General features: G+C 70.1%; 6 protein-coding genes. 5 read left to right on the top strand and 1 reads right to left on the bottom strand.

The genetic code is table 11. The features are described from left to right. Position 1: 1 nt before the first annotated feature. Complete coding sequence (gene gltB / locus BQ7106_RS00430; RefSeq protein ID WP_072369602.1) at positions 2-4597, bottom strand: glutamate synthase large subunit; 4596 nt, start codon at positions 4595-4597, stop codon at positions 2-4. A 615-nt stretch (positions 4598-5212) separates the two neighbouring features. Here gltB and BQ7106_RS00425 point away from each other — a divergent pair. The 5 genes from BQ7106_RS00425 (at position 5213) to BQ7106_RS00405 (ending at position 13081) form a co-directional block, all read left to right on the top strand. Further along, positions 5213-7174, top strand: coding sequence for a BMP family ABC transporter substrate-binding protein (locus BQ7106_RS00425; protein ID WP_072369599.1), 1962 nt, complete (start codon positions 5213-5215; stop codon positions 7172-7174). Between the two features lie 9 nt (positions 7175-7183). After that, on the top strand, positions 7184-7825 hold the full coding sequence (locus BQ7106_RS00420) for a metallophosphoesterase family protein (protein WP_072369596.1): 642 nt from the start codon (positions 7184-7186) through the stop codon (positions 7823-7825). Between the two features lie 356 nt (positions 7826-8181). Continuing rightward, positions 8182-9192, top strand: a complete 1011-nt coding sequence (locus BQ7106_RS00415) for a LacI family DNA-binding transcriptional regulator (protein ID WP_072369594.1) — start codon at positions 8182-8184, stop codon at positions 9190-9192. An 84-nt stretch (positions 9193-9276) separates the two neighbouring features. Then, positions 9277-10815, top strand: a complete 1539-nt coding sequence (gene malQ, locus BQ7106_RS00410; protein ID WP_072369592.1) for a 4-alpha-glucanotransferase — start codon at positions 9277-9279, stop codon at positions 10813-10815. Between the two features lies 1 nt (position 10816). Next, entirely contained in the window at positions 10817-13081 is a 2265-nt protein-coding gene (locus BQ7106_RS00405; RefSeq protein ID WP_072369590.1) for a glycogen/starch/alpha-glucan phosphorylase, read from the top strand. Positions 13082-13138: the final 57 nt, after the last annotated feature.

Below are 13138 nucleotides of genomic sequence, written 5' to 3'. Positions count from 1 at the left end.
CTTACGCCTCCCTCATCGCGTCGAACGCGTAGCTCAGGGCCTCCTCGCGCGTCGCACCGCGCCCCTCGGCCTCGGCCACGTGCGCCAGGACGCGCTCGTAGTCGCGCGGAATGACCTTCACGAAGTCGTCCCTGATGGAATCGAACTGGTAGAGCATCTTGATGCCGCGAGGGCTCGCCGTGCGGCGAACGTGCTCCTCGATGAGGGCGCGAACCTCCTCGAGCTCGGACTCGCTCGGGGCCTCGAGCTCCACGAGCTCGGCGTTGCAGCGGCGCCCGAGCGTGCCGAACTGGTCGTAGACGTAGGCGACCCCGCCGGACATGCCGGCAGCGAAGTTGGGGCCCACCTCGCCGAGCACGAGCACCCGTCCCCCCGTCATGTACTCGCAGCCGTGGGCGCCCACGCCCTCGACCACCACCGTCGCACCCGAGTTGCGCACGCAGAAGCGCTGGCCGGCAAGCCCGTTCACGAAGGCGCGGCCGCTCGTGGCGCCGTAGAAGGCGACGTTGCCCACGATGACGTTCTCGTCGAACTTGTAGGTCGCCCCCTCGCGCGGCCGCACCGAGAGCACGCCGCCCGAGAGCCCCTTCCCGAAGTAGTCGTTGGCGTCGCCGGAGATGTTGAGGGTGACGCCGGCCGGGAGGAACGCGCCGAAGCTCTGGCCTCCCGACCCCTCGCAGTCGACCGTGATCGACCCCTCGGGCAGGCCCTCCGGGTGCCGGCGGGTGACGTGGCTTCCCAGCAGCGTCCCCACGCAGCGGTTGACGTTGTCGATGTCCGCGCGAAAGCGGACGGGGGTGAGGTGCTCGCGGGCGCCCTCGGTGTAGGGCACGAAGAGCGTGGCGTCGAGCGTGCGGTCGAGCTCGAGGTCCGGGGCCATCTCGGGGAGGAAGTGCGGGGCGTCCGCGCCGGGGATGCTCCGGCCGAACTCGCAGGTCGCCGGGGCGAGGAGGTCGGAGAGGTCCAGGCTGTTCGCCTTCCAGTTGCGCTCGCCGGCGACCGGGACCTGCCGCAGGCAGTCGGAGCGGCCAACCATCTCGTCAACGGTGCGGAACCCCAGGGAGGCCATGATCTCGCGCAGCTCCTCGGCGACGAAGGTCATGTAGTTGACCACGTGCTCGGGCCTGCCCGAGAAGCGCCCGCGCAGCGCGCAGTTCTGCGTGGCGATGCCGGCGGGGCAGGTGTCTCGCTGGCAGTCGCGCTGCATGAGGCACCCGCAGGCGATGAGCGGCATGGTGGCGAACCCGAACTCCTCCGCGCCGAGGAGCGCGGCGACGGCCACGTCGCGCCCGCTCATGAGCTTGCCGTCGGTCTCGAGGACCACGCGGGAGCGCAGGCCGTTGCGCACGAGGGTCTGCTGCGTCTCCGCGAGGCCGATCTCGAACGGGATGCCGGCATGGTAGATCGAGTCGCGCGGGGCGGCCCCGGTGCCGCCGTTGTGCCCGGAGACGAGGATCTTGTCGGCGCCCCCCTTTGCCACGCCCGTGGCGATGGTGCCCACGCCGGCCAGCGCGCACAGCTTCACCGAGACGCGCGCCTCGGGGTTGGCGTTCTTCAGGTCGAAGATGAGCTCGGCAAGGTCCTCTATGGAGTAGATGTCGTGGTGGGGCGGCGGCGATATGAGGCCGACGCCCGGCGTGGACTGGCGCACCTCCGCGATCCACGGGTAGACCTTCCTGCCGGGCAGGTGCCCGCCCTCGCCGGGCTTGGCGCCCTGGGCCATCTTGATCTGGATCTCGACTGCCGAGCAGAGGTAGCGGCTCGTCACGCCGAAGCGCCCCGAGGCAACCTGCTTGATGGCGGAGCGCCGCGAGTCTCCGTTCGGCAGCGGGGTCTCGCGGGCGGGGTCCTCGCCGCCCTCCCCGGTGTTGGAGCGGCCGTGCAGGCGGTTCATGGCAACGGCCAGGCACTCGTGCTGCTCGCGGCTGATCGAGCCGTAGCTCATCGCGCCAGTGTTGAAGCGGCGCACGATCTCGCTCGCGGGCTCGACCTCGTCGAGCGGCACCGGATCGCCGGCGGGCGAGAAGCCCATGAGGTCGCGCAGGGTCACAGCGCGCCCACCGCGGTGCACCCACGCGGAGAACTCCCTGAAGAGGCCGTAGTCGCCCTCGCGGCAGGCCCGCTGCAGGAGGTAGATGGCCTTCGGGTCGATGAGGTGCTCCTCGCCTCCGACCGGGCGCCACTTGGTGAGGCCGAGGGTGGGCAGCTGGTCGGGCGCGGGGCTCGCGGCGAGCGCGAGCGCGTCGTCGTAGCGCTCGTCGAGCTCGCGCTGGAGGTCGGCCGTCGTGAGGCCGCCCACGCGCGTTGCCGTGAACGTGAAGTACCTCCCGACGAGCTCGTCGGACAGGCCCAGGATCTCGAAGATCTGCGCGGAGTGGTACCCCTGCATCGTGGAGATGCCCATCTTGGACATGATGGAGACGATGCCGGCCGTGACCGCTCGGTCGTAGTTGGCGAGCGCCTCCTCGGGGCCGAGGTCGAGCTCGCCGCGCGCGCAGAGGTCGCGGATGCAGTCGTGCGCCATGTACGGGTAGATGCCGGACGCCGAGAAGGACACGAGGCACGCGAAGTCGTGCGCCGAGAACGCGTCGCCCGTCTCCACCACGAGGTCAGCACGCGTGCGCAGGCCGCAGCGGATGAGGTGGTTGTGCACGCAGCCCAGGGCCAGCAGCGACGGTATGCTCACCTCGCCGGCGGCGGCGCGGTCCGAGATCACCACGATGTTTGCCCCGGCGCGCACGTCCTTCTCGACGCGCTCCGCGAGCTCGTCGAGGGCTCGCTCGAGGGCACCGTCGCCGCCGGAGCGCAGGTAGGTGGCGCTCACCCGGGCGGTCTTGAACCCCACGCGGTCGATCGCGCAGATGCGGCGGAAGTCCGCCTCGCTGAGCATGGGGCCGCCCAGGCGCACCAGCCGGCAGGTGTCGCGGCAGTCCTCGAGGAGGTTGCCGTGGTTGCCGAGGTAGAGCACGGAGCTCGTGACGAGGCTCTCGCGCAGCGCGTCGATCGGCGGGTTGGTGACCTGGGCGAAGAGCTGGTTGAAGTAGTCGAAGAACGAGCGGTGCCTGGTGGAGAGGCACGCGAGCGGGGCGTCGGTGCCCATGGATGCCAGGGGCACGCCGCCCTTCTCCGCCATCGGGCGCACGACCTCGTCCACGTCGTCGTAGTGGTAGCCGAGGCGCGCCATGCGCGTCACGAGCGGAACGCCCGCGTCGCGCTTCGCCGGGGCGGCGGAGGCGCCCGGGTCGGCGAGGTCCGCGAGGTCGATGGTCTCCTGGTCGAGCCAGTCGCGATAGGGCTTCTCGGCCGCGAAGCGGTCGCGGATCTCGTCGTTCCAGATGACGCGCCCCTGGTCAGGGTCGACCTCGAGCATCTCGCCCGGGCCGAGGCAGCCCGCGCGCAGGACGTTCTCGGGCTCCACGTCGATGGTGCCCACCTCGGAGGAGAGGATCAGGCGCTCGTCGCGGGTGACGTAGTAGCGCGCCGGGCGCAGGCCGTTCCTGTCGAGGGCGGCGCCCACGAGCCGGCCGTCGGTGAAGACGATCGCCGCCGGGCCGTCCCAGGGCTCCATGAGCATGGACTGGTAGGCGTCATAGGCGCGGCGCTTCTCGCTGAGCTCGGCGTTGTGGTCCCACGGCTCGGGCATCATGAGGGTCACGGCGCGGTCGATGGGCCGCCCGTTCATCGTGAGGAACTCGAGCACGTTGTCGAGGATGGCGGAGTCCGAGCCCTCGCGGTTGATGATCGGCATGACGCGCTCGAGGTCCGCCCCGAGCGTCGGCGAGTAGAGCATGGGCTCGCGGGCGCGAATCCAGCTCACGTTGCCGCGCAGGGTGTTGATCTCCCCGTTGTGGATGATGAGGCGGTTGGGATGCGCGCGCTCCCAGCTGGGGGTGGTGTTGGTAGAGTAGCGCGAGTGCACCAGCGCCAGGGCGGTCTCGACCGCGGCGTCGCCCAGGTCCAGGTAGAAGCGACGCATCTGGGTCGCCACGAGCATGCCCTTGTAGACGATCGTGCGACTGGACATGGAGCACACGTAGAAGATCTTGCCCGCGAGCGCCGGCTCCGCGTCGGCGGCGCGCTCGATGGTGCGACGGGTGACGTAGAGGCGGCGCTCGAAGTCGGAGCCGCGCGCGACGTCGTCCGGGCGGCGCAGGAACGCCTGGTAGATGGTCGGCATGCAGGCGCGTGCCGTGGAGCCCAGGTCGTGCGGGTCCACGGGCACCTCGCGCCAGAACATGAGCGGGACGCCGCACTCCGCGCAGCCGCGCTCGAAGACCTGCCGCGCGGCGGTCACGCCGGCAGGGTCCTCGTGCGGCAGGAACAGCATCGCCACGCCGTAGTCGCCCTCGTCGGGCAGGAGCTGCCCCTCCTTCTGGGCCTCGTTGCGGAAGAAGCGGTGCGGAACCTGAAAGAGCACGCCCGCTCCGTCGCCGGTGTTCTTCTCGAGGCCCTTGCCGCCACGGTGCTCAAGGTTGACGAGGACCGAGAGCGCGTCGTCGAGCGTCTGGTGGCTGCGCCTGCCATGCAGGTGCGCGATGGCGCCGATGCCGCACGCGTCGTGCTCGTACTCGGTGCGGTAGAGGCCGTGCTGTGCCATGGGACTCCCCTCTCTTGTGGTCACAGGGGAGTCTACGGCGCGGGCGGCGGGCGGCGGAAAAGCGAGACGAAGTTGCTACGCTCCCGCCACGCACGCGTTTCCCGCCCGCCATCTGCGCGACGCGCGGCGGTAACGGGCGGGAAACGCTACGCTCCCGCCACGCACGCGTTTCCCGCCCGCCATCTGCGCGACGCGCGGCGGTGCGGGGGCGCGCGGCGCACCAGGGCGGGAGGCGCGCATTCGGCGCGATTGCGCGCAACTTCGTCGAGTGCGCGCACTCTCCCGTGGCAGAGCGCGCACTCGGCCGGATCTGTGTCCGCCCGGACAGGAAAGGGCTCGAGTGCACGGTTGCCGGCGCGCACTCGGCCGGATCTGTGTCCGCCCGGACAGGAAAGGGCTCGAGTGCACGGTTGTCGGCGCGCACTCGGCCGGATTTGTGTCCGCCCGGACAGGAAGGGGCTCGAGTGCGCGCCGGCCGGCGCAGGGCGCCGGGGAGCGCGGGTCCTTCTCGCCGGTCCTTGTCCTTTGTTCTATAGTGCTCGCGGGACCCCGCTGGTATCGATTTCGCTACCATAGGGGCAGGGGGAGACGTCCGCCTCATCGGAAGGGAGCACCATGCTCGAGGACTATGCCAAGGCCCGCAAGCTCGGACTCAAGCAGGTCGACCGCGACATCTCGGACGGCCACTACCCCTATCCCCCCGCACTCGACGACATCCTCAAGAACCAGGGCTACCAGGGGGAGGTCCCCATCGGCCTCACCGAGATCGACCTCAGCCTGATCGCGGGGACCAAGACGCGCGGGCGGCAGAACATGTTCTCGAGCGGGTTCCTGCCCATCGCGGAGGCCTCGTCCGAGTTCGCGATGAAGTGGAGCGAGCTCATCGACTCCCAGCGCGCCGAGGGGCTGCGCGACCCGATCGTGGTCTACGAGTACCTGCAGCGCTTCTACGTCCAGGAGGGGAACAAGCGCGTCTCGGTCTCGCGCTACCTGGGCATGCCCACCATCCTGGCAAACATCACGCGCGTGACCCCCATGCCCTCGGACGAGAAGGGCCTGCGCGTCTACCACGAGTTCACCCGCTTCTACCGCGTCTGCCCCATCTACGGCATCACCTCGTCCGAGGAGGGGTTCTACGCGCGACTCGCCGCCCTGCTCGGCCAGGACCTCGAGACCCCCTGGCCCGACGAGGTCGTTCGCGACCTGCGCTCGCTGTTCGACGGGTTCTCCGCCGCGTTCAGGGCCCACGGGGGCGACGCGCTCGACCTGCAGGTGGGGGACGCCCTCGCGCACTACGTCTCCATCTTCGGGTTCGACCACCTGCGCGGCCTCTCGCCCAGGGAGGTCGACGCGCAGGTCGGCAAGATCTGGGGAGAGTTCGTGGTCACCCAGGGGCAGGGGGCGCGCGCCTACCTCGAGGACCCCAGCCTCGAGGGCACCAAGCCCCTTCCCAAGCTCAAGAACCTCGCGAAGAAGGCCGTGCTCGCCAAGCCCTTCCGCGTGGCCTTCGTCTACGACCGCAACCCGCTCTCGTCGGGCTGGATCTCGCTGCACGAGCGCGGGCGCGAGAAGCTCGAGGAGCGCCTCGGCGGGACCGTCGCCACGCGCGCCTTCACCGACCGCAGCTCCGACGCCGCCTTCGACCAGGCCGTCGACGAGGCGGTGTCCGACGGGGCCGACCTCATCGTCACCTGCGCGCCCACCCAGATGCGCCAGACGCTGCGCGCCGCGGCGGAGCACCCGGGCCCGGACTACCTCAACTGCTCCGTGAGCCTCTCGCACAGCGCCGTGCGCGGGTTCTACGGGCGCATGTACGAGGCGAAGTTTCTGCTCGGGGCGCTCGCGGCGAGCCTCGCCGGGCACCATCGACTGGGCTACGTGGCGGAGTCACCGGTCTTCTCGACCGTGGCCGAGATCAACGCCTTCGCCATCGGCGCCGCGATGGTGGACCCGTACGTGACGGTGTACCTCAAGTGGTTCTCGACCAAGGACTACAACTGGCGCCGCGAGCTGCGCGACGAGGGCGTGCACATCATCTCCGGGCGCGACTACGCCAACCCGCTCGCCCCGCGCGAGTCCTGGGGCCTCTACCGCGTGGAGGACGACGGCTCCGAGACCCACCTCGCCGAGCCCGTCTGGAAGTGGGGCCGCTACTACGAGCTGCTCGTCCGCTCCATCCGCAACGACACCTGGAAGAGGGAGGGCGAGAAGATCCCCGGGCAGTCGCTCAACTACTGGTGGGGCATGTCCGCCGGCGTGCTCGACGTGCGCCTCTCCGACCAGCTGCCGCGCGGGCAGCGCATGCTCGTGGACGTGCTGCGCCAGTCGGTGCTCTCCGGGCGCGTGCACCCCTTCACCGGGGAGCTCCGCGCGCAGGGGGGCGACGTGGTGCAGGGGCCGGAGGCCGGGCGCCTCACGAGCGAGCAGATCGTGCGGATGCGCTGGCTGAACGAGAACGTGGTCGGGCGCCTTCCCGAGCAGCGCGAGCTCGACCGGGACGGCAAGGTCGAGGTCGAGGTCGCCGGCGTCATCCCCGTCGACCCCGCGACGGTGCTCCTCAGGGACACCGCGCGCTAGGGGGCACACATGAGGATTCTTGCCATCGCGGACGTCGAGGAGGGCTGGCTCTACGAACGCTGGGACCGCGAGCGCATGGCGGGGGTCGACCTCGTCATCTCCTGCGGAGACCTGCCCGCCGTGTACCTCGAGCACATCGTGACCCTCGCCAACGTGCCGCTGCTCTACGTCCAGGGAAACCACGACACCGCCTACGACCGCCACGCGCCCGAGGGCTGCGTCAGCATCGACGGCCACGTGCGCGACTATCGCGGCCTGCGCGTCATGGGCCTCGGGGGGTCGATTCGCTACAACCCCGAGGTCCACGGCTTCACCGAGGCGGAGATGCGCCGGCGCGCGGCGCGGATGGCGCTTCTCGCCAGCGCGACGGGGGGTGTGGACCTCGTGGTCACGCACGCCCCCGCGCGCGGCTACGGCGACCTCGACGACCTTCCGCACCGCGGCTTCGAGGCGTTCGACGCGCTGCTCTCGCGCGTTCGGCCACGCTACCTGCTGCACGGGCACGTCCACATGGAGTACGGGCGCATCGAGCGCGTCGTCGAGCACCCCAGCGGCACCACGATCGTCAACTGCTGCGGGTCGTACCTGCTCGACCTCCCCGACGAGACCATCGGCGGACGCGGCGGGCTGTTCCCGGCCGAGGCCGTGTAGCATCGCGCGCGGGCGCGAGCGAGCCCGCAGCCCCCGACGAGCGGCTGAAGCCACGTTGTATGCAGTTTTTCTCCGATTCCCAAAGTATCACTCGGCCAGTGGCATTTCTCCACCTGAGAAAACATCGATTCTCAGCGCCGACTTGCGGAGCCTTGCCAAAAATCTGCATACAACGCCCAGCTCGCCCCTGCAACCGCGCGGCGCCCTCCGGCGAGCGGCGTGTTTTTCGCCGCAAACGGAAATGCGAGATTCTAACCTCCCCTTCCGGCATCTGGTGGTATAAGTCTGCTAACACCGAATTGGAAACGTTTCCAATTCATGGGAGAGAAGGACCGGCGGGACGAGAGGCGGCGACCATGGACATACGCGACATCGCGGCGAAGTCGGGCTACGGCGTGGGGACGGTCTCCCGCGTGATCAACGACCAGCCCAACGTGAGCGACCGCGCGCGGGAGCGCATCCTCGCCGTGATGGAGGAGCTCGGCTACGAGCCCAACTCCAACGCGCGCTACCTCAAGATGCGCTCGCAGACCCCCGTCGCCGCCTTCGTCATGGGCGTGAACAACCGCCTCTTCGGCGACATCCTCGAGCGCATCCAGGCGGCCCTCGCCGCACAGGAGGAGGACCTGGCCGTCACCTACCTCGCCGACGACGCCGAGGAGGTCCGGACCGCCATACGCTACCAGCAGACGCGCCGCCCCAAGGGCATGCTCTTCCTGGGAGGCGAGCCCCGCTACTTCCGCGAGTCCTTCGGCGAGATCGAGGTCCCGAGCGTGCTCGTCACCAACGTGGTCGACGGCCTCGACTTCCCCAACCTCTCGAGCGTCTCCATCGACAACGTCGCCGCCTCGCGCGACATGGTCGAGCACCTCTGGGGCCTCGGGCACCGCAGGATCGGCGTCATCGGCGGCAACCCCGAGCGCGAGCTCATCAGCGCCCGGCGCCTCGCCGGCGTCGAGGAGGCGCTGCTCGCCCACGGCGTGACCCTCGACCGCGCCCGCGACTACGAGCCGAGCGGGTACTCGGAGTCCGGCGGCTACGAGGCGGCGCGGACGCTCCTGACCCGCTCCCCCGACCTCACCGCGATCTTCTCGCTCGGCGACGCAGTCGCCTTTGGCGCCGTGCGGGCCATCGCCGACCTCGGGCTCTCCGTGCCGGGCGACGTCTCGATCACCGGCTTCGACGACACCACGTTCTCGCAGTTCTCCATCCCGCGCATCACCACCGTCCGACAGGACGCCGACCGGCTCGCCGAGCGCGCCGTGCGGATCCTGCTCGACGGCATGCGCTCGGGCGCCGCCGCTGTGCACGAGGTCGTGCCGTACGAGATCGCCCGTCGAGAGAGCGTCCGCGCGATCGAGGGGTAGGGCCGCGGTCGCCGAGGCCCTCGGGCCAGTGAAGGCAGCAGTCGCCGGGCGAGAGGAGCCCGGCCAAGATGAAAGGAGGGTGCCATGAGAAGCTCCGGGGTGCTGATGCCCGTCACCGCGCTTCCCTCGCCGTGGGGCGTCGGCACCATGGGCGCGCAGGCGCGCGCCTTCGTCGACTTCCTCAGCGACGCCGGGGTGTCGGTCTGGCAGGTGCTGCCGATCGTCCCCACGAGCTACGGGGACTCGCCGTACCAGTCGTTCTCGACCTTTGCCGGCAACCCCTACCTGATCGACCTCGACGACCTCGCCGAGGAGGGCCTGCTTTGCCGGGACGAGTACGCCGGCCGCGACTGGGGCTCCGACCCCGCGCGCGTCGACTACGGCGCGCTCTACCGGGAGCGCTTCGACGTGCTCCGTCACGCAGTGCGCCGCCTCGAGCGGGACCGGGCGGGCGAGCTCGCCTCCTTCTGCGACCGCGAGCGGGCCTGGCTCGACGACTACGCGCTGTTCATGGCCGCAAAGGACGCCCACGGAGGGGCGCCCTGGCACGCCTGGGAGGACGCCCTGCGCTTCCGCAGCCCGGAGGGCCTCGCCGAGGCCCGCGAGGCGCTGGCCGACGAGGTCCGCTTCTGGAGGGGCGTCCAGTGCCTGTTCTTCCGCCAGTGGGACCGGCTGCACGACCACGCCCGCTCGCGCGGCGTCCGCATCATGGGCGACCTGCCCTTCTACGTCGCCGACGACTCCGCGGACGTGTGGAGCCACCCCGAGCAGTTCCAGCTCGACGAGAGCCTGCGACCCCGTGAGATCGCCGGCGTCCCGCCCGACGGCTTCTCCGCGATCGGGCAGCTGTGGGGCAACCCCCTCTTTGCGTGGGACCGCATGAAGGCGGACGGCTACGAGTGGTGGACGGCCCGCATCGAGGCGCAGCTTCGCCTCTACGACATCCTCCGCATCGACCACTTCCGCGGGTTCGACACCTACTTCGCGATCCCCGCCGGCGCCGTCACCGCGGCCGACGGGCACTGGCGCAGGGGACCGGGCATCGAGCTGTTCGAGCTGCTCGAGAAGCGCATGGGCCGCTGCGAGATCGTCGCGGAGGACCTCGGCTACCTCACCGACTCCGTGCGCGCGCTCCTGGCAGAGTCGGGCTTCCCCGGCATGAAGGTCCTCGAGTTCGCCTTCGACACGCGCGACGGCACCGGAAGCGAGTACCTCCCCTACCGCTACCCCACCAACTGCGTCGCCTACGTCGGGACGCACGATAACGACACCGCCCTCGGCTGGCTCGAGAGCGCCCCGCTCGACGACGCCATGCTCGCTCGCGAGTACCTCCACCTCGACCCCAGGGAGGGCGAGGGGTGGGGCATGATGCGCGCCATCTGGGCGAGCGCCGCCGACCTCGCCGTGGTCCAGATGCAGGACCTGCTCGGCCTGGGCAGCGAGGCGCGCATCAACACGCCCTCGACGCTCGGCGCCAACTGGCAGTGGCGCGCGCTCCCGGGCTTCGACTCACCCGCGCTCGCCGCGCGCGTGCACCGCCAGATGGAGCTCTATCACCGCCTGCCCGACGTCGCGACGGGACGGTCCCCCCGTGACGTCGCAGAGAAGAACGAGGAGGAATGACATGGACTTTGAGAGCCGACTGAACGACGCGCTCGCCGACATGGGCCTCACCCTCGACGAGGCCGGCGACGCCCAGATCTTCTGCGCGCTGCTGCGCGCGACGCGCGACCTCGAGCTCGAGATGCGCCCCGCCACCGGCGAGCGCAAGCTCTACTACTTCTCGGCCGAGTTCCTCGTGGGGCGGCTGCTCCGCTCCAACCTCATGAACCTGGGCCTTCTCGACGAGGTCGAGGGCATCCTCGCCGCGCACGGCACCACGCTCGCCCGCGTGGAGGACTGCGAGCCCGAGCCCTCGCTCGGCAACGGAGGCCTGGGCCGCCTCGCCGCCTGCTTCCTCGACTCCATCGCCTCGCTCGGCCTCGCCGGGGACGGCGTCGGCCTCAACTACCACTACGGCCTCTTCCGGCAGGACCTCGCCGACGGCGTCCAGCGCGAGGAGCCCAACCCCTGGATCGAGCCCGAGTCCTGGCTGATCGACACCGGGAGGTCCTTCTCGGTACCCTTTGGCTTCGGCGACCTCGAGGCCAGAATGTTCGACATCGAGGTCCCCGGCTACAAGAACGACACGGTGAACCGCCTGCACCTCTTTGACGTCCCCGAGCCCGCGGCCGCGCCCGAGCACGGGATCGGCTTCGACAAGGGCGACGTCGCGCACAGCCTCACGAGCTTCCTGTACCCCGACGACTCCGACGAGGCGGGGCGCCTGCTGCGCGTCTACCAGCAGTACTTCATGGTCTCCGCGGGAGCCCAGCTCATCCTCGCCGAGCTGGAGGAGCGCGGCTTCGCCCCGGAGGAGCTCGACGCCCACGTCGCCGTGCACATCAACGACACGCACCCGTCGATGGTGATCCCCGAGCTCGTGCGCCTGCTCATGGAGCGGGGCGTCTCGTTCGAGGACGCGGCGGGCATCGTGGAGCGGACCTGCGCCTACACCAACCACACCATCCTCGCCGAGGCCCTCGAGACCTGGCCCATGCGCTTCATCGAGCAGGTCGCCCCTGGCATCGCGCCCATCATCCGCCGGCTCGACGCGCTCGCGCGGGAGCGGGGCGGCGGCGACGCGGTGGCCGTCGTCGACGGTGGCGACGTCGTGCACATGGCCAACATGGACGTGCACTTCTCCCACGCCGTCAACGGCGTCGCCGCGCTTCACACGCAGATCCTCGTGACCTCGGAGATGAGGCCCTTCGCCGAGCTCTACCCGGGCAAGTTCACCAACAAGACCAACGGCATCACCTTCCGACGCTGGCTCATGGGCTGCAACCGCCCGCTCGCCGACCACATCACCTCCGCGATCGGCGACGCCTGGGAGCGCGACGCGTCGCGCCTCGAGGACCTGCTGCCGTTCGCGGGCGACGCCTCGTTCGCGCGAGGGCTCCTCGACATCAAGCGGGACGCCAAGCGCGAGCTGGCCGAGTGGCTGCGCGCGTCCCAGGGCGTCGAGGTGGACCCGGACTCGGTCTTCGACATCCAGGTCAAGCGCATGCACCAGTACAAGCGCCAGCAGATGAACGCCCTCTACGCCATCTGGAAGTACCTGCAGATCAAGCGTGGAAACGTTCCCAACCGGCCGGTCACCATGATCTTCGGCGCCAAGGCCGCGCCGGCCTACACGCTCGCCAAGGACACGATCGCCCTGCTGCTCGCGCTGTCGCGCCTCATCGCCGACGACGGGCAGGTCTCCCCGTGGCTGCGCCTCGTCTTCGTCGAGAACTACAACGTCACGGCGGCCGAGCACCTCATCCCCGCCGCCGACGTCTCCGAGCAGATCTCGCTCGCGTCCAAGGAGGCGAGCGGCACCTCCAACATGAAGTTCATGGCCAACGGCGCGGTGACGCTCGGCACGCTCGACGGGGCGAACGTGGAGATCGCCAACCTGGTGGGCGAGGGGAACATCTACCTGTTCGGTCGCTCGTCCGAGGACGTCATCGGCCTCTACGACCGGGGCGACTACCGTCCCTGGGACGTCTGGCTCTCCGACGGAGAGCTCGCGGAGGCGCTCGACTTCATCGTCTCGCCCGAGCTTCTCGCCCGCGGCGACGCGGGGTGCCTCACCCGCGTGTACCGCGACTTCCTGGCCAAGGACTACTTCATGGCCCTTCTCGACGCGCGCGACTACGCCTCCGTGAAGGAGCGCTGCCTCGCGGACTACGAGGACCGCGACGCGTGGGCGGGGAAGATGCTCGTGAACGTCGCGAGGTCCGGGTTCTTCTCGTCCGACCGAACCATCCGCGAGTACGACCGCGACATCTGGCATCTCGCGTGACGTCCCGTGAACCGGGGCCGGGCACCGGTTCACAGACCCCGGTTCCCGCGCGAGGGG

This window comes from Thermophilibacter mediterraneus (assembly GCF_900119385.1).
Lineage (GTDB): Bacteria > Actinomycetota > Coriobacteriia > Coriobacteriales > Atopobiaceae > Thermophilibacter > Thermophilibacter mediterraneus.
This window is presented reverse-complemented; position numbering and strand designations above follow the sequence as displayed.

Bases quoted from the DNA above. Each gene is read 5' to 3' on its own strand.
- gltB (WP_072369602.1), bottom strand. From the start codon at position 4,597: ATGGCACAGCACGGCCTCTACCGCACCGAGTACGAGCACGACGCGTGC.
- BQ7106_RS00425 (WP_072369599.1), top strand. From the start codon at position 5,213: ATGCTCGAGGACTATGCCAAGGCCCGCAAGCTCGGACTCAAGCAGGTC.
- BQ7106_RS00420 (WP_072369596.1), top strand. From the start codon at position 7,184: ATGAGGATTCTTGCCATCGCGGACGTCGAGGAGGGCTGGCTCTACGAA.
- BQ7106_RS00415 (WP_072369594.1), top strand. From the start codon at position 8,182: ATGGACATACGCGACATCGCGGCGAAGTCGGGCTACGGCGTGGGGACG.
- malQ (WP_072369592.1), top strand. From the start codon at position 9,277: ATGAGAAGCTCCGGGGTGCTGATGCCCGTCACCGCGCTTCCCTCGCCG.
- BQ7106_RS00405 (WP_072369590.1), top strand. From the start codon at position 10,817: ATGGACTTTGAGAGCCGACTGAACGACGCGCTCGCCGACATGGGCCTC.